The sequence below is a fragment of the Williamsia sp. Y853 genome (assembly GCF_056786495.1).
The window spans coordinates 262,033-285,215 of sequence record NZ_JBXCJC010000001.1; the positions used below are offsets into that span (position 1 = coordinate 262,033).

The 23,183-nt window shown below is 63.2% G+C and carries 23 protein-coding genes and 1 tRNA gene; 7 read left to right on the plus strand and 17 right to left on the minus strand.

The window, feature by feature from the left end; translation table 11 throughout:
* Positions 1 to 6: 6 nt before the first annotated feature.
* Both AC1TPF_RS01335 and AC1TPF_RS01340 read left to right on the plus strand, forming a co-directional pair.
* On the plus strand, positions 7 to 1,104 hold the full coding sequence (locus AC1TPF_RS01335; RefSeq protein ID WP_482136967.1) for an NAD(P)H-dependent amine dehydrogenase family protein: 1,098 nt from the start codon (positions 7 to 9) through the stop codon (positions 1,102 to 1,104).
* Positions 1,101 to 1,580, plus strand: coding sequence for a carboxymuconolactone decarboxylase family protein (locus AC1TPF_RS01340; RefSeq protein WP_482136966.1), 480 nt, complete (start codon positions 1,101 to 1,103; stop codon positions 1,578 to 1,580). The genes AC1TPF_RS01335 and AC1TPF_RS01340 overlap by 4 nt, the downstream gene beginning before the upstream one ends.
* A 435-nt stretch (positions 1,581 to 2,015) precedes the next feature.
* Here AC1TPF_RS01340 and AC1TPF_RS01345 read toward each other — a convergent pair whose 3' ends face one another.
* The 7 genes from AC1TPF_RS01345 to AC1TPF_RS01375 all read right to left on the minus strand — a co-directional run bounded on the left by AC1TPF_RS01345 (position 2,016) and on the right by AC1TPF_RS01375 (position 8,516).
* Entirely contained in the window at positions 2,016 to 3,383 is a 1,368-nt protein-coding gene (locus AC1TPF_RS01345) for an ABC transporter substrate-binding protein (protein ID WP_482137327.1), read from the minus strand.
* 44 nt (positions 3,384 to 3,427) lie between these two features.
* Positions 3,428 to 4,183, minus strand: coding sequence for an SDR family NAD(P)-dependent oxidoreductase (locus AC1TPF_RS01350; protein WP_482136965.1), 756 nt, complete (start codon positions 4,181 to 4,183; stop codon positions 3,428 to 3,430).
* Positions 4,184 to 4,224: 41 nt separating this feature from the next.
* Positions 4,225 to 4,434 (minus strand): ferredoxin, encoded by a 210-nt coding sequence (locus tag AC1TPF_RS01355; protein ID WP_482136964.1) that lies wholly within the window; start codon positions 4,432 to 4,434, stop codon positions 4,225 to 4,227.
* Positions 4,431 to 5,717: a cytochrome P450 gene (locus AC1TPF_RS01360; protein ID WP_482142319.1), complete on the minus strand. Its 1,287-nt coding sequence runs from the start codon at positions 5,715 to 5,717 to the stop codon at positions 4,431 to 4,433. The genes AC1TPF_RS01355 and AC1TPF_RS01360 overlap by 4 nt, the downstream gene beginning before the upstream one ends.
* Positions 5,714 to 6,193, minus strand: a complete 480-nt coding sequence (locus AC1TPF_RS01365) for a hypothetical protein (RefSeq protein ID WP_482136962.1) — start codon at positions 6,191 to 6,193, stop codon at positions 5,714 to 5,716. The genes AC1TPF_RS01360 and AC1TPF_RS01365 overlap by 4 nt, the downstream gene beginning before the upstream one ends.
* A gap of 29 nt (positions 6,194 to 6,222) precedes the next feature.
* On the minus strand, positions 6,223 to 7,569 hold the full coding sequence (locus AC1TPF_RS01370) for an aromatic ring-hydroxylating oxygenase subunit alpha (RefSeq protein WP_482142321.1): 1,347 nt from the start codon (positions 7,567 to 7,569) through the stop codon (positions 6,223 to 6,225).
* 332 nt (positions 7,570 to 7,901) lie between these two features.
* The gene (locus AC1TPF_RS01375; RefSeq protein ID WP_482136960.1) at positions 7,902 to 8,516 is read right to left on the minus strand and encodes a TetR/AcrR family transcriptional regulator; all 615 of its coding nucleotides are present in this window, start codon (positions 8,514 to 8,516) and stop codon (positions 7,902 to 7,904) included.
* 176 nt (positions 8,517 to 8,692) lie between these two features.
* On the opposite strand from AC1TPF_RS01375, the gene AC1TPF_RS01380 reads away from it, so the two are divergent.
* Positions 8,693 to 9,685, plus strand: a complete 993-nt coding sequence (locus AC1TPF_RS01380; protein WP_482136959.1) for an NAD-dependent epimerase/dehydratase family protein — start codon at positions 8,693 to 8,695, stop codon at positions 9,683 to 9,685.
* Positions 9,686 to 9,747: 62 nt separating this feature from the next.
* On the opposite strand, the gene AC1TPF_RS01385 is transcribed toward AC1TPF_RS01380, so the two are convergent.
* The 4 genes from AC1TPF_RS01385 to AC1TPF_RS01400 all read right to left on the minus strand — a co-directional run bounded on the left by AC1TPF_RS01385 (position 9,748) and on the right by AC1TPF_RS01400 (position 11,336).
* Positions 9,748 to 9,838: transfer RNA gene (locus tag AC1TPF_RS01385), tRNA-Ser, on the minus strand.
* A 78-nt stretch (positions 9,839 to 9,916) separates the two neighbouring features.
* A complete protein-coding gene (locus AC1TPF_RS01390) occupies positions 9,917 to 10,126 on the minus strand; it encodes a CsbD family protein (protein ID WP_482136958.1) in 210 nt (69 codons plus the stop codon).
* Between the two features lie 226 nt (positions 10,127 to 10,352).
* Positions 10,353 to 10,811 (minus strand): nucleoside deaminase, encoded by a 459-nt coding sequence (locus AC1TPF_RS01395; RefSeq protein WP_482142323.1) that lies wholly within the window; start codon positions 10,809 to 10,811, stop codon positions 10,353 to 10,355.
* Positions 10,812 to 10,826: 15 nt separating this feature from the next.
* Positions 10,827 to 11,336 (minus strand): tRNA adenosine deaminase-associated protein, encoded by a 510-nt coding sequence (locus AC1TPF_RS01400; protein WP_482136956.1) that lies wholly within the window; start codon positions 11,334 to 11,336, stop codon positions 10,827 to 10,829.
* 94 nt (positions 11,337 to 11,430) lie between these two features.
* On the opposite strand from AC1TPF_RS01400, the gene AC1TPF_RS01405 reads away from it, so the two are divergent.
* Positions 11,431 to 12,390 carry a prephenate dehydrogenase gene (locus tag AC1TPF_RS01405; protein ID WP_482136955.1) on the plus strand — a complete coding sequence of 320 codons (960 nt, stop codon included), beginning with the start codon at positions 11,431 to 11,433 and terminating at the stop codon, positions 12,388 to 12,390.
* Between the two features lie 30 nt (positions 12,391 to 12,420).
* On the opposite strand, the gene AC1TPF_RS01410 is transcribed toward AC1TPF_RS01405, so the two are convergent.
* From AC1TPF_RS01410 to AC1TPF_RS01435, 6 genes are all read right to left on the minus strand, one after another.
* Positions 12,421 to 12,972: a putative glycolipid-binding domain-containing protein gene (locus AC1TPF_RS01410; RefSeq protein ID WP_482137326.1), complete on the minus strand. Its 552-nt coding sequence runs from the start codon at positions 12,970 to 12,972 to the stop codon at positions 12,421 to 12,423.
* 175 nt (positions 12,973 to 13,147) lie between these two features.
* A complete protein-coding gene (locus AC1TPF_RS01415) occupies positions 13,148 to 13,900 on the minus strand; it encodes a class I SAM-dependent methyltransferase (RefSeq protein ID WP_482142324.1) in 753 nt (250 codons plus the stop codon).
* Between the two features lie 13 nt (positions 13,901 to 13,913).
* Entirely contained in the window at positions 13,914 to 14,879 is a 966-nt protein-coding gene (locus AC1TPF_RS01420) for a hypothetical protein (protein WP_482142326.1), read from the minus strand.
* A gap of 98 nt (positions 14,880 to 14,977) precedes the next feature.
* On the minus strand, positions 14,978 to 16,231 hold the full coding sequence (locus AC1TPF_RS01425; RefSeq protein WP_482136952.1) for an alpha/beta fold hydrolase: 1,254 nt from the start codon (positions 16,229 to 16,231) through the stop codon (positions 14,978 to 14,980).
* A gap of 54 nt (positions 16,232 to 16,285) precedes the next feature.
* The gene (locus AC1TPF_RS01430; protein WP_482142328.1) at positions 16,286 to 17,779 is read right to left on the minus strand and encodes a pyridoxal phosphate-dependent decarboxylase family protein; all 1,494 of its coding nucleotides are present in this window, start codon (positions 17,777 to 17,779) and stop codon (positions 16,286 to 16,288) included.
* Entirely contained in the window at positions 17,779 to 19,137 is a 1,359-nt protein-coding gene (locus tag AC1TPF_RS01435; RefSeq protein WP_482142330.1) for an MFS transporter, read from the minus strand. Before AC1TPF_RS01435 ends, AC1TPF_RS01430 begins: the two co-directional genes overlap by 1 nt.
* Positions 19,138 to 19,269: 132 nt before the next feature.
* On the opposite strand from AC1TPF_RS01435, the gene gad reads away from it, so the two are divergent.
* From gad to AC1TPF_RS01450, 3 genes are all read left to right on the plus strand, one after another.
* The gene (gene gad / locus AC1TPF_RS01440; protein WP_482142331.1) at positions 19,270 to 20,640 is read left to right on the plus strand and encodes a glutamate decarboxylase; all 1,371 of its coding nucleotides are present in this window, start codon (positions 19,270 to 19,272) and stop codon (positions 20,638 to 20,640) included.
* Between the two features lie 127 nt (positions 20,641 to 20,767).
* Positions 20,768 to 21,820, plus strand: a complete 1,053-nt coding sequence (locus tag AC1TPF_RS01445) for a DUF6777 domain-containing protein (protein WP_482142333.1) — start codon at positions 20,768 to 20,770, stop codon at positions 21,818 to 21,820.
* A 48-nt stretch (positions 21,821 to 21,868) separates the two neighbouring features.
* Positions 21,869 to 23,164, plus strand: a complete 1,296-nt coding sequence (locus tag AC1TPF_RS01450; protein ID WP_482142334.1) for a trypsin-like peptidase domain-containing protein — start codon at positions 21,869 to 21,871, stop codon at positions 23,162 to 23,164.
* Positions 23,165 to 23,183 lie beyond the last annotated feature (19 nt).

Consider the following 23,183-nt stretch of genomic DNA (forward strand, 5'->3'; position numbering starts at 1 on the left):
GGCCTGATGAGTAGTCCGAGCGCGGTACGGACCGTGGTGTGGGGAACCGGAAATGTGGGGCGGGCGGCGATTCGCGCTGTCGACGCCCATCCTGACCTCGAACTCACCGCAGTGATTGTGCACAACCCCGACAAGGTCGGGCGAGACGCCGGCGACATCGCCGACGTCGGCCGCAGCCTTGGGGTGATGGCCACAGACGATATCGAGAAGGCCCTGGCCGGGGCCGAGTCCGTCGTCTATGCGGCGTCCGGCGACATCAGACCCGATGACGCTCTCTCCGACATCATCCGGGCGATCCGGGTCGGTGCGACGGTGGTGAGCCCGGCGCTCTATGCGCTCTACGACCCCACCTCTGCCCCCGCGGAGCTGCGCGACCCCGTACTGGCCGCCATCGACGACGGCGGTGGATCCCTCTTCGTATCGGGCGTCGACCCCGGGTGGGGCAACGACATCCTGCCGATCCTCGCGAGCGGTTTGGCGTCGACCGTGGAACAGGTCCGCTGCCAGGAGATCTTCGACTACACAACCTACGACCAGCCCGACTCGGTGCGTTATCTCATCGGGATGGGGCAACCGATGGACTACGACCCACCGATGGTGGCGCAAGGTGTTCCAACGATGGTGTGGGGTGGACAGATTCGGCTCATAGCCCGCGCCCTCGGGGTCGAGGTGGATGAGATCCGGGAAACCCTTCTTCGTCGGCCACTGGAAACCACGATCGAAACCGCGCAGATGGGCACGTTCGTCGCGGGCACCCAGGGAGCTCTACGTTTCGAGATCCAGGGCATCACCGACGGTGAACCGCTGATCGTCATCGAACACATCACCCGGATCCACCCCTCCTGCGCACCGGATTGGCCGATGCCACCCGACGGCGGGGACGGCGCACACAAGGTGATCATCGAAGGACGCCCGCGGATAGAGATCAATGTCGAGGCGACCGATGAAGGTGGCAACCGTGCCGCCGGTGGAAATGCCACGGCGGTGGGCAGATTGGTGAACTCGATCAATTGGCTCCGCGCGGCCGGCCCCGGCCTGTACGACGCACTCGACGTTCCACTCACGCCGGCTATCGGCAAACTGAAGAGGAAGACATCGACATGAGAATCGACGTACCCGACGGCAAAGACCCGATCACCTACGTGTGGGGTGAGATGGTGCCGGCGATCGGTGGGGCGGCGGCCAACTTCTCGATGAAGGTCTATTCGGATTCCACGCTGGGACTTCGGGAATTCGAGGCGGCCCGCCTCCGGATCGCCCAGATCAACGGTTGCGTATTCTGCCAGGACTGGCGGACCGAGCGGGACGGCGTGAAGGTCGAACCGACCTTCGATGAGGCGGTCGAGAATTGGCGCACCACTGACGCCTTCGACGTCCGGACCCGTCTGGCAGCCGAGTACGCCGAGCGGTACGCCGTGGACCATCACGGGCTCGACGACGAGTTCTGGTCGCGGATGACTGCCGCCTACGACCAGCGCGAAATCGTGGAGCTGAGCATGTGCCTGGGTTCGTGGCTGGCGTTTGGTCGCCTCAACCATGTTCTCGGCCTGGACACCGCCTGCGTACTGCCGAACCACTGATTTCAGCGACTGCTGCCGCACCCGATCAACGTGGCAAAAGCAATCCGCGCAAAATCTTGCCGACGCCGAAGCCTTCGGGCGATCAGACCACCCAGGGAAGCCCGACTATCGATCGGAAGTCCGAACTGGCCAGCTTGATACGCCACCGATTTTTCTGCGACAAGACGATGGCATGGAGCCTGGCCCCGCTCTCCCTGACAAGGGTCGAGGGATCCATCGGCGGATTCGAGTAGTACAGGCGTTCGTCCACTGCAACCTTCTCCTATGCGGTCAGTCATCACCGAGCGAGCAAAGCAGGGGTTGCATTGGACAAGAATCAGGCTGTGATTCGATCCATACGACGTTCCCTCTGTGATGCAGAGCACAAGTGTAACGGGAAATCGGACAACCGCAAGACCACGGCGCCCAGGACCCCTGCCTGCAACAGTTCGGCACCTACTTGATGTCGGCCATACTCTTTCCGACGTCCGCCAGTGTCATCGGCTGACCGAAGTCGGTCGTGTACTTCAGCGGCGGGACATCGCAGCGGTAGAGGCCATCGACGTCCGGTCCGAAGTCCGCGGCTTCCCAGCCCTGGGGCCGTGCCACCTCGACGTTGAAGCAGGGCGACGGTGGGACCGGCTCGGAAATGTTCTGCGGCACATGCAAACCGCCACCGGTCCAGGCTGTCTCAGACCTGGCCGCCTCATAGACGCAGGTTCGGGTCAGATCGTCGCCACACGAGGCCGCCGCCTTCGCGAAGAGCAACCACGAGGACATGGCCCTGATCGCCGGCAGCGTCAACAGCGAGTCCGGGGCGTACTTCGCCTGCAGGGCAAGCAATTCCTTGATTGCCGGGGCATCACTGTTCAACGGTGCGTTGCCGCCCAAATCCAGATAATTGTTCTGCGCCTCGGCAGACGTACCCAGCAGGCCGATGAACTCTTCGCCATAAGCACTGTTGTTGGTGTCGATCCAATCGAGCTTGTAGTCCATCGAGGTCAGCACGGCTTCGAGTTTGGCCAACTGCCGGAACTCGCCGTACCAGATCAACCCCTTCACACCCTTGCTCTTGAGAGTTTGCGCATAAGGGGTCCAGTCCGAGACACCCATCGCCGGATACAGGTCGTTGTAGACGAAACTTCCACCTGCCGCCTCCACGGCTTCAACTGCCTGTTGGCCCATCAATTTGGTCACCGGTGAGTCCCCGTTGATGATGCCGACCGCGTTCTTCGACTCCGGATAGGCATCGTTGATGAGCCATGATCGGAATCCGTAATAGGGGTCGTATCCGGGCGTCAGGCTCGGATCGGCACTGATCTCCAGGTCTGCACCGGCGGAGGTGACTTGAGCGACCTGGGCTGTGAATGTCGGCAACCCGCAGGTCAACCGCTCCTTGACCCCGAGACCGTCGAGTCCGGCACCGCCACCCACAAGTGCGAAGTCGGTGGCGCAGGCCTCCACCATCTGCTTGCGGACATCCATCAGTTTGGCATCGCGGATGTTCGCAACGATCTCGCGACCGTTGATGCCACCCAGATCATTGCACCAGCTGGTGAATATCTTTGCGGCGGCGACGAATTCCTCGTTCTTGGTGAAACCGACATCCGAGAAGACCCCGACCTGAATCTGATCATCGGTCACCCCCTGCGTCGGTGAGCCTTTCGCGTCACCTTCCTGGCAGACATCAGTCAGATCGCCGAAACTGCTCGAAACAGTGTCGGCGGCAGCCGTACCGCCTCCACCACCGGCTTCCTCGGTACTGCCGCCGCGGTCGCTACATCCGGCCACAAGCAGCACGGATGCCATCAGGGCAATCACCATTCGATGACTTCTCACGTTCGTTATTCCTTTCATGTACACGGTGCTCATGTCCTTCGACCACCATTGACACCGATGACCTGGCCCGTGATGTACGACGACTCGTCCTGGCAGAGAAAGACTGTCGCGTTCGCGATGTCTTCGGGACGGCCGGCGCGCTTGACCGGGGTGATCTTGGCGAAGTGTTCCAGCGAGGCGGTGAAACGTCCTTCCGCTATTGCCTTCTCCAGTAACGGCGTCACCACCATTCCTGGCGGAACCGTGTTGACGGTGATGCCGTACCTGCCCAGCTCCAGCGCCAAACTCTTTGTCAGACCGATCAACCCGGCCTTCGAGCTGACGTAGGCCGCCATCTGCGACTGTCCGCCCTGCGCGCTGGACGAGGAAATGTTGACAACCCGTCCCCACTGCGCCGCCTTCATGTCGGGTAGCGCTTCCTGAGTACAGATGAACGGTCCGCGAAGGTTGATCGCCATCACGCGATCCCAGAACTCGTCTGAGATCTCATCGAACTTTCCGAACTGTTCGATCCCGGCATTGTTGATCAAGATGAGCACCGGGCCGAAGTCGAATCTCACTTGTTCCATTGCGGATCGGACCTTGCCGCGATCAGACACGTCGACGACGTATCCGTTGACCGTGGCCCCCGTTTCTCGCAGACGTTTGACCTCGAGTTCGAGCTGTTCGGCTTGGACGTCGAAGATGGCGACCTGCGTGCCGCGGGCGATCAGGCCCTCGGCAATGGCAAGGCCGAGACCCGACGCACCGCCGGTCACAACTGCGGTGGTTCCCTCAAAGGGCATGATCTGTAGTCCTTTCAAACACTGAATCGGATGAGCATTTTCTATTCCGCCCCAGCGGTGGACGGTCCCGGTCGAATTGCCTGTTCCGGGCAATGACTCTGGGCCTGACCCGCCAGTTCGGCGAGTTCGTCGGGAATCCGATCCATCACCACCTCCGCATAGCCGTCGTCGGTGAAGGCAAAGACCTCGGGGCAGGTGGCAACACATGCACCGTGGCCGGCGCACCGATCGGAGTCGACGTGCAGGATCACGAACCGTGACCGGCCGGACTGAACCCGATGTGCAAGCGGGTCAGGCCACGCAGAACGAACGTCGGAAGGTAGCTGTACCGGCGATCCCCGGGGGGACCGTGATGCTCCTCGTCGATCCAGATGTCAGCAGTCCGGTCGAGTAGGCGCTCCAAACTCACCACGGCCTCGGCCCGGGCCAAAGGTGCGCCCGGACAACTGTGGATTCCGCGGCCGAAGGCAACGTGGCTCCGCGCGTTCGACCGATCAACGTCGAATACGTCGGGTTCGGGGAACTTTCGGGGATCCCGGTTCAACGCCGCGTTGATCAGCATCAGGGTGGTCCCGGCAGGCAGATCGACTCCGCCGACGTTCACCGGGACCTTCGACAACCGGAAATCGCCACGCACCGGACTCTCGTAGCGCAGCGCCTCCTCGATGAATGCCGGGAGCAGGCTGCGGTCGGCCCGCAACCTGGCTTGGAGCTCGGCGTCCTCGGCGATCATCTTCACGGCCGAACTGAGCAGACGTACCGTCGTTTCCTGGCCTGCGGCAAAGAGATTCGCCGCCACGGCCACCGCATCGGACACCTCTGGAACACTCCCGTCCGGGAATGTTGCCGAGGCGACACCGGTCAGAACGTCGCCGCGCGGAGCACTTCGACGGTCCTCGATGTACTCGGTGAACTTCTCGTAGAGATACCCCAGCGGGGAATGCTCCATCGCGTCACCGGTGCTGCTCCCGATGGTCGTTCCACTGAGCAGTGCGTCGCGGAACTCGTCGTGCGAGGCCTCCGGAACGCCCAGGAGATCGGCAATGACAAGCATCGCGAACGGTGTGGCAAATCCGCCGTTGAATTCACAGCGGCCATCGACGAGCACCTCATCGAGCTGGCGATCCGCCAGTCTCCACATGAACTCCTCGTTCTCCTTCAACCGCTTTGGTGTGATCATCCGCAAAAGCAGCGCCCGGTGGGCGGTGTGAACAGGCGGATCCATCGTGGGCAGTTGATCATTCATGATCAGCTGGTGGCGATGCTTCTCGATCAGTTCCGAAATATCATCGCCCTCAAGGGGTACCGGGAAGCCGGGGAAAGGTCCGGCGACCGAGATGCACGACGAGAAGCGTGCGGGGTCGTTGTAGATCTCCAGGGCCTCTTCGTAGCCGGTGATCATCACCACGTCATGGTGGCTCTCTCGCCGTACCGGACATTCACTGCGGACAGCCGCGAGATAGTCGTACGGATCCGACAGCAGTTCGTTGTCGATGAAGAAGTCGACCTCATCGAGGTTCTCGGGTGCACTCACTCTGAAATCGTCACCCCCTCATAGCTACCGAACATGTCGCCCTCTGGCAGCGCCATCTGCAGATACACGTCGATATGTGTGACCTTTCCCGAGTCGTCGAATTCGTACACCGACACGGAGTTGACCACGCTCTTGAACTCCCCGATCGTGCTGCGCTCCTCGAGCTCCAGGAATACGGTGCTCCCGCTCTCGGTGACCCGCTTGAATGAGCAGTCCCAGTCGGCATTTCCGGCCCAGGCGGTCAGAAAGTTCACATAGTCGGTCCAGTTCATGACCTCTTTGAAGTTGCCCACACGCTCGAAGACGTCAACCGCGATCAGGTCAGCAAGGGGAGCCCAACTATCGACCGAAAACCCGGGCTCCTTAGCTGCTCCTGCCACGATCCCCTTTGTGACGAGACCGTATTCCAAAGCCTTGCGCGATAGCCCGGTGTAGTTGTCGATAACATCATTGACGTCCTTCAAAGACACTGGCATTTCTTCTCCAATTCGAGGCATTTCAAAATTCACAGACCGGCGATGTGTTTGTTCAGAACAGAGTGGAAGTGGGATACGACGATTTCCTCTCTGACCAAGGACATGTACTTGAGCCCTTTGTTCCTCAATCCGCGCTGCTGCCTGGGCATCTGCTCGTAGTCCTGCTGCAGCGCAAGGAAGTACTTGTAACTGCCGGGTTCATCGACCTCGACCAGCTCTGCCTTGTACACATCTCGCAACTCCTCCGGCAGCCACATGAAACTGGCCACGTGCCAGATGCACCTGTTGGGATCGCCGTCGGGATCAGGGACCGCCATGACCACATGCGCCTCACCTGCCCGAATTGTCATGAAGAAGTTCGGGAACAGCACCCAGCCGTGGTTGTCACTCATCTGTGCGTCGGTGAGCCCACTGACATCGAGCCCCATGCCGGTGAAGGTGTCGCGGGTGGCCTGCTGCAAGATCGTCCGGCCGGTCACCCCTTCCGGGAAGCTGACTTTCCCATCCGCATCCTGGTAGGCGCTGACCAGCTCATCAAAGCGCGGCAATACCGCCGCGGTTCCCGGGAAGGTTTCCGGGAGGGCCTTGATTCCCATGATCTCGTCATCCGCAGAGATCGAGTTGGCAACATCAAACGGCGCGCAGGCCACGCTGTGGTTCTCGAAGAACCGGTACCGACTCGTTTTTGGGTCCAGCGCAATGACATTCAGCAGTTCGGGATGGATACCTGAGATGTGGTAGCCCTCCTCGAAGGCGTCCATGACAACTTTCCAGTTGCAATTGATCCGCTCTCGCACGTTCATGACCGTGGTCATCTCTTCGAGTGCGTACGGCTCCAGCAGCTTGGAAACCTTCGCGCCGAGATAGTCCGACAGCGGCGCAGCGTCGGGGTCAGGATTGAGAAAGATGAAGCCGCCGAAGGTATCCACCGGCACCGAGACCAGCGACAGGTCATCCTTGTCGATGTCACCCTGCGCATTCTCGCGAAGCATGCCGCGCAGTTTGCCTTCCAGGTCGTAAGACCACAGGTGGTACTGACAGAGGAATCCACGCTTGGCGTTTCCGGTGCCTTGGCACAACACATTTCCACGATGCCGGCATGCGTTCACGAATCCGCGAATCTGGTCGTCCTTGCCGCGCACGATGATGTAGGTCTGGTCAAGGACCTTGTATTCCTTCCAGTCGCCGACATTGGGCAATTCGCTTACGCGACCGGCGAATTGCCAGACCTTCATCCAGATCTTGTCGCGCTCCTGCTCCTGGAACTCAGGAGAGGTGTACTCGGAGTTCGGAATCTCGGTGGGAAATCCATGGGACTCGTACTCGGCAAGCCCGCGGGCCTCGTCGACCCATTCTCCGGTCCTCGCTGTTTCCATTTGTTCAGCTCTCTTCGTCGGTGGTGGCAGCCGAGCGGTCCGAGCGACATCGATACGCGAGTGCGGTCATCGCGCGCCACCAGTTGGCCGGTGCGCACTCTGTGAACCTTCGTGGCGAGATGTCGATCTGAACGTGGGCTGACGTGTTGTGGCCGGGATCAGGGGTGACTGTGATCCACAGCACTATTGTACAAAGTTGTACATAAAGCGCAAGAGTGTTCTTGAGTGAGTGTTTCCGCAGGTGAGAAGGCACTTATCCAAGAAGAAGACCACCCGCGGTGGAACCGCGGGTGGTCTGGACTTCGGGTCGGGCCGACAGCGGCCCAGGGCATCTATCCGCCGTTGGGCGGCACGATGCTGGAGACGACCAGCTGCAAAAAGGGGCGGTAGAGGTCTTCGTCGTCGACGCTGCTGTTGAGTGTCACTGCATCATTGGTCGCGATGATCACATGAGCCAACGTTTCAGCCGGAATGGTCAGGGTGGCGCCGATCCGCGTGACATCCCTGGTGATGTATTCGCCCAAGGACCGGATCGCTTCGAGCCGCTGGGCCGCAACGCGCTCGCGGGCATCGGGATTGCGCAGCAAGAACAGAGTGAACTCGTATCCAAGCGCGGCCCGATCCGGACCGTCTTGACTCAGGCTCAGCTCGCGCCAACGGTCCGCGAGGACATCGAGATTGAGATCATCCAACCGGTGCAGGGAAGCGATCAGGTCGGTGAAGCCATCCAGGAACCGCTCGCGACTACGCTGGATGACGGCGAGAAAAAGCTCGGACTTGGTACCGAAGTGTGAATAGATCGCACTCCTGGTGTACCCCGCGGCTTCCGCGATGTCCTCCAGCGGCGTGGAGCCAAAACCCTTGCGCGCAAACAGCTCTTCGGCCGCATCCAACAAAAGACCACGAGTGTGTTCGAGACGTCGCTCGCGTGTCCAACGTTCGACCATTCGCCCATCCTCGCATACGAACAGGTGACCGATCGGAACCCGCCACACGCCACCCCTTGACACGTCACAATGTGACCCGCATCATAGGCAGTCGATTGATCAATCGATCAAATCGTGTTGCCTCCCCTCTCCGACCCACGCCAGTCGCGGGTCGATCGACAACGCAAAGGCGTTCAATGGCAAAGAAATTGGTGATCGGGGCCAGCGGCTTCGTTGGCTCGAACGTGACCAGGAAACTGGTCGAACGTGGCGAGGACGTCCGGGTGATGCTTCGCAAGACCAGTTCCGTGAAGGGCATCGAGGACCTGGACGTCGAGCGATGCTATGGCGATGTCTGGGACGTCGAGGCCCTGCGCACCGCGATGGCCGGGTGCGACGTCGTCTTCTATTGCGTTGTTGATGCGCGGGCGTGGCTGAGAGATCCGGCGCCGCTGTTTCGCACCAACGTCGACGGATTGCGCAATGTTCTCGATGTCGCGGTCGACGCCGACCTCGAGAAGTTCGTCTTCATGAGCACCATCGCGACACTCGCGGTACGCACCGACGGCATACCGGTCACCGAAGACGATCCGTTCAATTGGTATGACGAAGGCGGCGCGTACACACAGTGTCGGGTCGACGCAGAGAACCTGGTGCTGAGCTATGCCTCGGACAAGGGACTACCTGCGGTTGCGCTCTGCATCTCCACCCCGTACGGCCCTCTCGACTGGCAGCCGACCCCGCACGGCGGCATGTTGGCAAGGATCTCAGCCGGCAAGGCACCGTTCTACTTCCGCGGTCTGCGGCACGAGGTCGTCGCGATCGACGACGCCGCCGAAGCCATGGTGCTGGCGATGCACCATGGCCGTAATGGGCAGCGCTACATCATCTCTGACACATACATGACCTCGCGCGAACTGCACACCCTGGCAACAGCGGCCGGCGGGAAACGGGCCCCGTGGCTCGGATTGCCACTGCCTGTGGTCTTGGCAAGTGCGTCAGCCCTCCAGGTGATCGGAAAACTGATCCGGCGAGACATCATTTTCGTCAGACGGGCGTTCAACATGTGGGACTACATGTGCGCACTGGACCACAGTAAGGCCGAACGCGAACTCGGCTGGAAGACCACGCCATTCGAGGATTCGGTACGTAAGGCCGTCACCTTCTACCGCGCAAACAACATCGGCTGATCCCGCCCCGAACGCACTGAAAACCAAGAAATCCCCCCACCTGAAAGATGGGGGGATTTCTATGGCGGTGGCGGAGGGATTTGAACCCTCGGTACGGGGTCACCGTACACAGCATTTCGAGTGCTGCACCTTCGGCCGCTCGGACACGCCACCGCGGAAGACATTACCGCAGCGGTGGCCTAGGACTGCAATCGGCTGGTCAGGGCCGGTTTTTGCAGTCTGCGCCGACTTCTAGTGGCCGGTGAGCTTGTTCTTGAGGTCGTCTGCCTTGTGCTTGACCGCGTCGGCAGCATCGGTGACCTTCTGCTTGGCGCTCGCGCTGGCCTGGTCGCCTTTGCCTTCGGCCTTCAGCTCGTCATCGCCGGACAGGCTCCCTGCGGCCTCTTTGCCGCGGCCCTTGAGATCTTCTGCCTTGTTTTTTGCATCGTCGCTAACACCCATGACAATCCTCCCTCTGAAGTTCGATCAGATGGCCGTGTTCTTCGGCATGCAAGTCGCATACCCAGCCGAGGGGTACCCGTAAACACCCGGGTACCAAATTCCAACGTGCCACCTTCGGGTTGATCTGGCCACCGTCCGGCCGTCACAGCAGGCCGCGAATGTGATCTGACCAACCGACCACGCCGGTTCGACGCCCGTTTCAGGTAGATCGCGAGCCGGAAGCAGTTCAGGAAGGTCTGTGGGCGGCGAAGAAAACGCGCAGCACTTCGGCGCACCTGTCCTCCAGGACACCGCCACGCACTTGTGGCCGGTGGGTGTTGCGACGGTCGCGGACGACGTCCCACAGCGATCCCACAGCGCCCGTCTTGGGCTCCCAGGCACCGAACACCAGCCGCTCCAACCGAGCCAGCGTGATCGCGCCCGCGCACATCGTGCACGGCTCGAGAGTGACGGCGATGGTGCATCCGGTCAGCCGCCAGCCATCGCCCAGCACAGCGACAGCCGCACGGATGGCAAGGACTTCGGCATGCGCCGTCGGATCAGAGGTGGCTTCACGTGCATTCGCCGCGGAGGCGATCACACGCCCCTCGGAGTCAAAGATCACCGCACCCACCGGGACATCCCGCGGATCGGCCTGTGCGGCTGCGGCGAGCGCGGCCTCGATCAACTGCTCATCGGTGCTCATGCTCGCCCCAGGGGTCTAATGACCCAGATGCTCAAGGGTTTTCGCCAGCTCGTCGGCAAAGCCCAACCGCGCTGCGATCATCCCGATCTGCTCATCGGCATAAAGGTCGGTGTCGCCGACGATCACACTCATCACCGAGTCGGGTAGTCCGAGGTCCGAGAGGATCGCGAGATCACCCTCTTCCCACGGCTCGATGTCGGCGAGTTCGTCGGGATCGATGTCCGGGATGTCGACGTTGAGGACTTCGAGCACATCGGCGGCGATGTCGTAGTCGATGGCCGCGGTGGCGTCAGAGATGAACAGCTTGGTTCCCGACGGCGACGGACGCACAACGATGAAGAACTCGTCGTCGACATCGAGCAGGCCGAACACCGCGCCCGCACTACGCAGGCCACGCAGGAGGTTTTCGGTCTCCGTCAGTTCACCGAGGGAGTCACTGTCCAATGCGGTGAGGGTCCACTTGCCGTCCTCTCGGACGACCGCAATGGCAAACCCATCTACTTCATCCGCGCGCGCACCAGCCATAGCGGTCACGGTAGCGGGCGGCGCGGGTAAACCCAACTCCCTTGACCAGCGCCACCCGGCATTGCCGGAAGCCGCAATATGCGAATCTGAACAGGTGACACACACCGCTCCGACACATCGGCCACAAATCTGCGTTCTCGGCCTCGGCCTGATCGGCGGTTCCCTCCTCCGCGCGGCGGCGGCCGCCGGTCGGACCGCGTTCGGATACAACCGGTCCCAGGAGACGGTGGACGCCGCCGTCGCCGACGGCTTCGACGCCTCGTCCGATCTGGTCGCGACGCTACTCCGGGCCGCGGACAGTTCTGCTCTGATCGTGCTGGCGACCCCGGCCCCGACGATCGACGCACTGGTCGGACAAGTGGCCGAGCACGCCCCGGACTGTCCACTGACCGACGTGGTCAGCGTGAAACAGCCGGTTGCCGACGCGGCGCACGCCCACGGCCTGGCCCACAGGTTCGTGGGTGGACACCCGATGGCCGGCACGTCCGAGTCCGGATGGCCTGCCACCGACCCCGAACTGTTCACCGGCGCGGTGTGGGTGGTCGGAACCGATGACGGCGCCGATCCGCAGGTCTGGCAGACCGTCGCGCGCCTGGCTCTCGATGTCGGATCACGGGTGGTCGCGGCGGCCTCCGACGAACACGACCGGGCCGTTGCCGGGATCTCGCACCTGCCGCACCTGACGGCCGCGGTCACCGCCGTCGTCGGCGCGGGTGAGGGCGAGTTGGCCTTGCGATTGGCGGCCGGGTCGTTCCGAGACGTCACCCGCGTGGCCGGGACCTCGCCGACGGCCCAGCGGGCCATGCTCGAGGCGAATTCGACTGAGCTGCTGATCGCGCTCAGCGAGACCATCGATCGGCTGACGTATGCGCGCGACCAACTGCGCGACGAAGGCACCGTCGAGACACTTGTGGCCGACGGGCATCGGGCCCGCAAACACTACGACAGGGTCAACGGAGTCGACGGACCGCCGACGTCGGTGTCCATCGGAGCGCCCGGCTGGGAGGCCGAGCTGCGCAACGCGGCCCGCGACGGGGCCATCTGGACCGGCTAGTTCTGCAAGCGTGAAGTCGCGTGCCCGGTATCAGATGCGCTCGGCCAGGCCCGGATAGTCACGGACGAATCCGTTGTCGTCGACGGTGATGGTGGCCTGTGCCATCGGCGAGACGATGTCGATACCGGCCTCGCCCGGGGTGTACTGCAACGATTCCGCCGAGAACTCGCCAGACGGAATATAGAGGTATGCCACCGGCACCGTGGTGGGAGCCGTGGACGCCTTCTGTAGTCCGAGGCGACGGATCGGCAGCGCGTTCAAGAACGGGCTCAACGCCAGATCGACATCCTGGGCACCGCCGAAGTCGCTGCGCTGCATACCGCGAGCGGTCTGGACCAGCCACACGTCCTGCCCATCACGCGTGATGGAGATCTGGGTGTCGCCACCGGCCCGCACCAGGTGCAAGGAGAGTCGCTTGGTGAGACCGGCGTCCGTGGTGATCAGGTCGTAGGAAGCACTGAATGCCTCGTGATCGGCGGTGGCCGCGGCGATGATCCGGCCATAGGCCTTGATCCGTTTGCCGGTCACCGTCACCCGGACCTGCTCCAGGCGTTCGGCACCGATGCCACGCCAGGTCATCATGGTCTTGAAGTCGCCATTGCCTGCCACCGTGGGCGCAGGCTCAGCGGGCACTTGGGACACGTCTGGGGAACTCACGACTCCACGGTAGGCGACCGGGTTGTCGGTTATCGACCCAACCGGGGATAAGTTCCGATCAGACCCTCAACACGTCGCCCGGATCGGGCTCGAGCGGTGCTCAGGCCTGCGGCGGATTCAATTCAGAACGGTAGGTATGTGTGAGGTAGGGCAGGACGATGGTCCCGGTCTCATCGGCCACCTGTCCGGCCAGCACTTCGACCTCCGCCAATATCCGGGCCCGGTCGGTGCCGGTGGCGGTGATGACCGCGCTACGCGAGGCCACCATGGCCATCAATTGTCCGGCGGTCAATGTGCGGTCCCATCGAAAGACCCGGTGTACCAAGGCGCCGAATCCACCGCCCAGTTCGGGTACGCCTGCGGCCACATACCGTTCGGCTTCGCTGGCCGCCACGATCGCGGTCAACTCGCGCACCCACGGCACGGATTCGTCGCGGATGTTCCAGATCAATCCCACCGTGCCGCCGGGCCGCAGAACCCGCTCTGCCTCGGCCACCGCCTCGTCTGGACGGACCCAATGCCACGCCTGACCGAACACGAGTGAGTCAGCGGTGTTGTCCGCCAACGGGATCTGCTCGGCCGTTCCGGACAGCGCGCGCACCGTGGGCAGTTGCGCCCGCAATTCATCGAGCATCCCCGTATCCGGCTCCACCGCGTACACCGTCCGACCCGATTCGATCAGCGATGCGGTGAGTTTGCCTGTGCCGGCACCGATGTCAGCGACGACCCGCGCGCCCGGGTTGAGCAGTTCGACGACGGCCGCGGCCGGATAGTCGGGTCGTCCCTGACTGTACGCACGCGCCTGTTCCCCGAATGAGGTCGACATCTGCGCGCGCTTGTCCGGATCGGTCACGAGTTCTGTTGCCTCACCAGTCCAGACTCACACAAGCCGCCAGCGGGCCCGTCTCCTCGGAAACCGTTTTCGAACCGACCTTGATCGTGCACGTGACATCACTGCCATCGATTGCGATCGCACCGAGAACAAGAGGCTCGTCCGGATTTCCTTCGAACGACTTGGTCCACGGCATTGTCGGGTCGTCGTCTGTCTGCTCGACACCTTCGGCATCTGTGTAGGTGATCACGAAGGCATTGCCGGTGACCTCATATGTGACGTTGCCCGACAGCTCTTCGCTTGTGGTGGTGGTTTTTGTTGTGGTCGTGTCGGTTTCGGTCTCATCGGCCGATGTTGCGGTCGATGTGGCGGTCGACGACGATCCGGCGGTCGAATCGTCATCGTCGTCGCCGGACAACGCCACCGCTGCGAATATGCCGCCAAGGACGAGCACAAGAACGGCCACAACAGCCGCAATGATCAGTGCGGCCTTCTTGTTTCCGCCATTGCCCGGAGGCTGACCACCGCTTCCGTAGCCGCCGTACGGCGGCTCACCATAGGGAGGGCCGCCTCCGCCGTACGGTGCGTTCGGGTATTGCTGGCCGTAGTCGGGTTGCTGGCTGTAGGCGGGCTGGCCACCGACAACCGGCCGACCGTACTGGTCCCCGCCGGACTGATCGCCGTATTGAGGGCCACCGTATTGATCGCCACCGTATTGGGGTTGCCCGTATTGCGGGTCCTGACCGTACTGAGGCGCCTGGCCGTATTGCGGATCCTGACCGTACTGAGGCGCCTGCCCATATTGCGGATCCTGACCGTACTGCGGCGCTTGGCCGTACTGAGGATCTTGCGATGGCATCTGGGTGGTGCCGCTCGGCCCTTGGCCTTGCTGGTCCGGTGGCGCGCCCCAATATGGTTGCTGCGGCTGCGCAGGATCCTGCCCGCCACCCCAAGTCGGCTGGTCAGGATTCTCGGGATCGTTTCCGTTTCCGGGACCCATGCGTGCACTCCTCACGTCGGTGGTCAGGGTTCAGACATTACCGGCGCTTGAAGTTTGTGCCGTTGCCCAGCCGATGCGGAACAACTCCGCCACCTGGATCAGACGGTGGCGCAGCTACCCTCGACCGGCAGTCCGGCCAGCCGGTCGCGCACAAATTGCAGGCCAACGGGGTAATCGGCGACCACCGGAGCGAGGTGGTTGTTGCCGCTACCCGGATTGATCGCGGGAATCCGGTCGGTGTTCAGGACGACGTTCGCACCTCGGGCACACCAGTCGCGGACCAGCGCAACGGTCTGCGCATAGGGAATGAAGTCGTCGTTCTCCGCACCGGTGACCATTATCGGCGCGGCTGGTGTTCGGCGGCCGATCCGCTGTTCGTCGGCCACGGCCCTGGCCACCGGCAGGTCCGCGATCACCTCATCGAGCCGGCGTCCGTCGGTGGTCCATCCGGCGGTGCTCTGTTTTCCGTACTCATTGCGGGAGTCGAGCAGGCATTGCTGGGCGACATCGGCGAGCACGGCTCGACCGTGGTCGTTCAGATGCGCATCCAATGGGTCGCGCAATTCCGGGTAGCGCGCCAGAAATCCGTTGATGGTGTAGCCAATTGCCGCCATCAGCCCGGTGCCGTCGATATGCCGTTGCACCGCTACGAGGTCTGCCGGTGGCGAACTCGCATATCCGGCAGCGATATTCAGCTCCGGCGCATACTCCGGCGCAAGCTCGGCCGCGGCTGCGGTGGCAGCTCCGCCCTGCGAATGCCCCCACAGCACAACCGGACCGGTTCCGGGAGACGCTGCGCGCGCCCCGTCGAGCATCGCGTGCGCGGATTCCGCACGGTTCGCATAGGTGTGCACGCCGGGGGTTCCCAGCCCCACATAGTCGGTCACGAAGACCCGGAATCCCTGCGCGAGAAAGCTCGCGGCAAAGAATCCCTCATAGTTGGCCTGGATGCTGGTCTCGCCGCCGATATCGGTTGTCCCGAATCCCTTTTCGAAGTTCTTCGACGGTGCGCACTGATCGCCCTGACCCTGTGTTCCGGGTCCGATCACCACCAGTGGCACCCGGCCAGGACCGGTCCACGCCGCATCCGGTTCGAGCGAGGTGCCTGAGACGAGGATCGGTGCACCGAAGGTGTCGGTGGTCGAATAGAGCACCCGATGTCCCGAGCCCAGCCCACCAAACGGCACCAGCGCCTCACGTCGCGCAACCGTCCCCGGGTCACCCGGCGTCACCGAGCTCGTGTCGTAGAAGTCCGCCGGCGCAGCGACAACCGGCGGTGCCGCGGTGATCACCCCGGCGGCGGCGATGGTGAGCAGGACGAACAGGGCACCGAAACGTCTGGGCTGCGACACCCGGTGGACGCTACCGGTGAACACCGCCCGCCGGAAGAGAAATGTTCACGGTGATCATTTCGGGGCCACCAGACCTGCGAGGAACTCCACCAGCAGCTTGGCGGTGACCTCACGCGGCAATGCCTCGACGGCCGCGAGCACGGTCGCCATGTCGAGCTCGCCGTCGCCCTGCGGGTCGAGCCCGGCCGCGGCCAGCGCCTCGCCGACGGCAGCACTCGGCAGTGCCAGAATATCGGTCACCGCCAGGTCCTCACGGTCGATGGCGGCGGCAAGTTCTCGCAACGCCTCCGGCGGCCCGGCAGCTGGCTGTCCCCGCACGGCGTCGGCCCCGTCGCCGAGAGCCGCGACCAGCTCATCGAGGACGGCTTCGGTCACCGGGGTCACCGTGAAGTGTGTGGTCGCAGGCAACACCGAGCCATCGGCCTGGGTGAACGATGGCTGCATCTGCAGGGTGAATCCGCGTTCACGCACCGCATTTGCCCACCGGTGCGGATCCACCGGCGCTGACGCGGCAGTGTCCGCAGCGACCGCGAAGACCGGACCGATCGGTTCTCCGACCACGCGCAGTCCGTCGATACTCTCGATCGCCTCGAGCAGCGCGGCCGTGCAACGCCGGATCCCCGCCACCAGCGCGGCATAACCCTCGACGCCAAGTGTCTGGGTGATCGCCCAGGCCGCGGCCGTCCCCGCCACCGACTTCGAGCCCAGGAGCGTCGGGTTGACGACCGGGTAGCCGGGCCAGTCGGTGATTCCGAAGTACTGGGCCCGGTGTCGGTCGCGATCGCGGTGAAGCAGCAGTGATGCACCTTTGGGTGTGTAGCCATATTTGTGGAGGTCCGCAGAGATGCTTGTGACCCCTGGTACGCGAAAGTCCCAGGGTGGCACCGGTATGTCATCGGTCTCCCACCAGGCCAGGGCGAATCCACCGAGGCAGGCATCCACATGCAGCGGAATACCCTGCTGCGACGTCACTTCCGCAACGTCGGCGACCGGGTCCATGGCTCCTGTTGGATAGTTGGGGGCCGAGACCACCACCAGGACCGTGTCCTCACGGATCGCTGCGGCGATGGCGGCAGCGCTCACCCGTGTGGTGTCGGGGTCGACCGGTACCCGGATCAGCTCCAGCGACAACAGCTCCGCAGCTTTGACAAAGGCCGCGTGCGCCGTGCTCGCGATCACCAGCGAACCGGTGCCGCGGGGACGGGCAACATTGTCACGGGCCGCCTTGACCGTCAGCAGGCAACTCTCTGTACCGCCGCTGGTCACCGTTCCGACCATGGTGTCATCACCATGGAATACGTTGCGCCCGAATGCGATCAACTCGCGCTCCATCACCGCGACCGAGGTGAACACCGTGGGGTCCAGGCCGTTCACCGGCTGCACCTGGCGACCGGCATCGGCGGCTATCCGGTCGAGTTCGGCCAGCCCGCTGTCGTAGACGTAGGACAGGATCCGGCCGCCGTGGGTAGGTGCGTCGTGTGCCCGCAGGTCTTCCAACCGTCGTAGCACTGACGCACCCCGGTCTGCGATCGTTTTCTCCGGCGCCATCAGTTCCCCTCCTTCACCGTGGTGTCGCGATAGCCGCGGAGCACCCACAGACTTCCGGCGACCAACGCGGTGGGCAGCAACGAGAATGCGAGCGCCATCGCCGTGACGGCCGAGTCGGGTTGTGGGACTGGATCGTCCCCGTCCGACGAGACGAATCCGAATACCGCGAGGATCCCGAGGAACACGGCCGGGCCCAGTGCCAGGCCCGCGGTCTCGGTGGCGGTCCACACACCGGCGAGAGCGCCACCCCGCTCGCGACCACTCCGTTGCGCATCCTCGTCAATGACGTCCGGCAGCATTGCCAGCGGAAACGCCTGCATCCCGGCGTATCCCACCCCGGCGAGGCCGACCACCGGATACACCCACAAGCCCGGTACCCAGACCAGCAACGTCAGCAGCATGGTGGCGCACATGAATATCGCTGAGGCCCAGACCAATCCGGTCATCTTTCCACGGGCATGGGCCAGGCGATACCAGAGCGGCATCACCAACAGTGCGGGCGCGACCAGTGCTGCGAACAGGATGCTCAGAGCGCCTTCGTTGTCGAGCACATAGGTCGCCACATACTGCGCACCTGCCAGCATGACGGCCGTTGCCAGCGCCTGGATCACGAACACCGTCACCAGCACTCGAAACCGCCGGACGTCGCGCAACGCATCGAGACCATCCCGGTAGGCCACCCAGGTGGAGGTTTCCGGCCCGGACTTCGTCGGTGGCAATGCTTTTCGGGCCGCTCCGAGTGTCGCGGCAAGCATTCCCGCACAGATCACTGCCGCGACCACGGCAGCCATCACGAGGTAGCCCGCGGCGTCGCCGCCGAGACCGTCACGGATCGCCGGACCACCGGCGCCCACCAACAGAATTGTCAAGGCCAAAACAGCGATGCGCACCGAGATGAGCCGAGTGCGTTCGTGGTAGTCGGAGGTGAGTTCTGCAGGCAGTGCGATGTAGGGAACCTGGAAGAGGCTGTAGGCGACCGCAGCCAGCAGGAAGGCCACCAGCACCCAGATCGCACCTGCCGCCGGTCCGAGGACCGTCGGCACCGAGAAGATCGCGATGAACAGCAACGGCAGGGCAAGTGCACCGATGAGCATGAGCCGCACGCGATTACCGTCGCGGCCCACCATCCGGTCGCTGATCGCTCCGATCCAAGGATCGAGGAGCACGTCGGCGATCTTCGGGATGATCACCACCAGTGAGGCCACCGCCGCGGCCACACCCAATGTGTCCGTGAGGTAGTACGCAAGTACCAGTCCTGGCAGGACACCAAACCCGCCTGTTCCGACACTGCCTGCGGCATACCCGGCAACCACGCCGCGGTCGAGGCCGGGAACACGGGTCTCTGGTCGCACGATCACGCTCATACAGTAGGCCCTGAAATCGGTATGCGGTTGCCTGATTCCCCTGCTGATCGGCGGGGGCGGCGGTAATATCGGGTGGCTCGACGCTCAGCCTTTCCCATTCATTGCCAAACGATGGAGTTCACTGAGATGTCAGACGACGACCGCGGAGTGATCACTCCCGCCTATACCGGCCGCTTTGCGGTTTCGGGCATACCGGCCCTGCGGATGCCCGACGAATCGATGGATCCTGAAGTCACGTATCGATTCATCCACGACGAACTCATGCTCGATGGAAACTCTCGCCTCAACCTCGCCACCTTTGTCACCACCTGGATGGACCCCGAGGCCGAGAAGCTGATGGCCGAGACGTTCGACAAGAACATGATCGACAAAGACGAGTACCCGATGACCGCGGCCATCGAAGAACGCTGTGTCGCCATCGTCGCCGATCTGTTCAACGCGCCGGGCCTCTCTCCGACGGATGCCTCCACCGCCGTCGGCACGTCCACCATCGGCTCCTCCGAAGCAGTCATGCTCGGCGGCCTGGCCCTGAAGTGGCTCTGGAAAGCCAAGCGCACCGCGACGTCCGGCACGCCGAACCTGATCATGGGCAGCAATGTGCAGGTGGTGTGGGAGAAGTTCTGCCGCTACTTCGAGGTCGAACCGCGCTACCTCCCCATGGAGAAGGGGCGATACGTCATCACCCCCGAACAGGTTGTCGACGCCGTCGACGAGAACACCATCGGCGTGGTCGTCATCGCAGGCACCACCTATACCGGCGAACTCGAACCCGTCAAAGCCATCGCCGACGCCCTCGACAAGCTGGCCGCCGACGGTGGCGCGGACGTGCCGATCCATGTGGACGGTGCCAGCGGCGGCTTTGTACTCCCCTTCCTGCATCCCGAACTCGAATGGGACTTCCGTGTCCCCAGGGTGGTGTCCATCAACGTCTCCGGACACAAATACGGCCTGACCTATCCCGGCGTCGGATTCGTGGTCTGGCGCAGCCGCGAGTGGCTGCCCGAGGACCTCGTTTTCCGGGTCAACTACCTCGGCGGCGACATGCCGACCTTCACCCTCAACTTCTCGCGGCCGGGCAATCAGGTCATCGGGCAGTACTACAACTTCCTGCGCCTTGGCCGTCAGGGCTACACCGACATCATGAAATCGCTGTCCGAAACCGGACAGTGGTTCGCCGCGGAAATCGCTAAAGAAGACGAGATCGAGATCATCACCGACGGTTCGGCCATCCCGGTTGTGACGTTCAGACTCCACGAATCCTGTGAGTTCACCGCGTTCGACATCAGTCACGCCCTGCGCGCCTATGGCTGGCAGGTGCCTGCCTACACGATGCCCGACAACGTCACCGACCTGGCGGTTCTGCGAGTGGTCGTCCGTGAGGGTTTCTCCCGCGACATGGCCCGCGTCCTGCACCAACACCTCGTCCAGGTCATGTCCGACCTCCGCAAGCTCAAGGCCAGCGGCCACCTCCCTCAGAAAAAACACTTCGCACACTGAGCGGGCAGCGCAGACGGCGACTACCCAGGTCGCCACGGTCATACCCGGCCCAGCGGTGAGAGGCCCTCGCATATTCGGGTAGTGCGCTACTCGCGTTTCGGACACACCGCCGGACCACGATCAGTGCATGTCCCGACAAACCGGCACCTCGCAAACGTCACTTCTGGTTCTCCTGAAGTCGTCGACGGTGACTCTCGCAGTACTCGTCGCAGGCATTGTCATGATCGTCGCGGCTTGTTCCAAAGACGTGCCGTCCGAGGCGAATCAGGTTGTCCTCGAGGCCGCTCAGTCCAGTGGCGATTCACCGTGGACCGAGTCGGTGACCGCGCCGGTTGATCTCTCCGCCACCGCCGACACACTTGATTCGACGACGGTCACCCCGCTTGCCGGGGAAGACACCTCGAAGGTGTCAGGCGACGAGCCCGGCCTGTACGGCGGTTCCAGCGAATTGTCGGTCTGCGATCGCGCACAGCTCCAGAGCTTTCTCGCGTCCAATCCGGAGCAGGCGCAGGCCTGGGCCGATGTTGTCGGCACCGACGATGCCACGGCCTATGTCGATGCGTTGACCCCCGTTGTCCTGACCACCGACACCAACGTGACCAATCACGGATACTCCGACGGCGAGGCACAGCCTTTCCAATCGGTTCTGCAGGCGGGGACCGCAGTCCTCGTCGACAGTCATGGTGCCCCCAAGGTCCGATGCGAGTGCGGCAATCCGTTGGCCGAGCCCGAATCCGACCGGGAGGCCGCCTCCTATGTCGGCCAGGCCTGGCCGAAGTTCGACCCCGCGCTGGCCATCACGGTGACCCCTGCGCCGACTGCAACGCCGAATATGACCGTCCAAGAAGTTGCTGTGGTCGACGGCGCCGTCGTCGCAGAAGGTCAGACGACGGACGTCGAGACCGGCCCGGATCCCGCCGAGCAAGAGGACGCCGCTGTCGATTCGGACGAGTCCGCGGACACCGGAGATCAGATGGATCCCAGTGCCGAACAGGACGCACCCGCCGACGATCCCGGTGCCGAAGTCATTCCAGAAGATGTTCCCGGAGCCGGCAACGAAGACGGATCCGGCAACGAGGGCGATGGCGGCGGGCAAGAAAGTGAATCTCCGGACACCGGCGGAACCGAGGGACAGGGCGATGTGCAGGTGGAGATCGAGCAACCGCCCATCACCGAATAGCAATCATTCTCTCGCAGAGAACTTCCCGGACAAGCCAAAGGAAACCCAGTGCACGCCAACCGGATCACCGCAGTCACAGCAGTCGCCGCGATCACCGCCACGCTGAGCCTGTTCGGAGGCGGTGCTGCTACGGCAGAGCCCACCAGCACCCCGGAGACCAAAGCTGCTGCGGTGATCCGGCCCGCCATCGTCTACCTCGAGACCGCGGTGACGGCGAGCGGCTATCAGGCGGTGTCCCGCTGCACCGGGTTCGTGGTGAACTCCGACGGGTACATCGCCACCGCCGGTCATTGTGTTGACGCCACGTTCCACGCCGACGACATCGCCAACGCCTCCGGCGCCGATTCATCCACCGTCCTCCAGGAGATAGACCAGAGCGGCATCACGGTCTCGGTACTCGGCGCCGGCCAGTCCGGCGAGAACGTCAAACCCGTTCCCGCCACGGTGCTCGACGCACGACCGCTGGGCAAAGGTGATGTCGCCCTGTTGAAGGTCGAAGCCGACAACCTGCCGTCGGCCGAACTCACAGACGGAAGTGATCCGGCGGTCGGTACCGCGGTGTTGGCGGTCGGGTATCCCCAGAGCACAGATGAGGTGACTGATTTCAGTCTGGAACCGACTGCGAAGAGCGGCACCATCAGTGCGATCAAAACGGTTGACACGGCGCCTGTCTACGAGGTGAGCGCCGCCATGTCGAAAGGGATGAGCGGCGGTCCCACCGTCGACCTGGACGGGCGGGTGTTGGGGATCAACAGCTTCTCCCCCGTCGGTGAAGAAGAATCCTTCAACTACATCGCCCCGGTCAGCGGACTGTTGGAAATGCTCGCCGATGCCGGAGTGGAACCCGAATTGTCTCCGGCAGATGCCAGTTACCGCGCCGGGGTCGACGACTACTATGCAGGTGACTACTCCGCTGCCGTCGAGAACTTCGACTCCGCACTCGAATTGGCACCCACCTACCCACAGGCCTTCGACATGCGGACCGATGCGGTTCGGCAACGAGAACAGGCCGGCGACACGACTTCTCGGGGTTTTCAACCCTGGATGCTGGTGGTCATCGTTGTTGTCGTGGTCGGACTCGCAGCCGCCGGATCGATCTACTACCTGCGCACCCACCGCACCGGTGGCCCAGGCGCCGACATCCCCGGGGGCGCTCTGCCTGCCGGTGCGCCACCTCCGTCTCCATCCCCGATAGCGGGTGCCGCTCCGGCCGGACCGGCGCCGGGAGGTGCGGGATCGACGGCGACGCTTCCCCAGAGCTCCGGAATCCACTGCACCAATTGCGGATTCGACCTCAGTCCGGGACAGACCTTCTGCGGTCGTTGCGGAAAGTCCCAACAATGACCACCCACGAGCGACCACA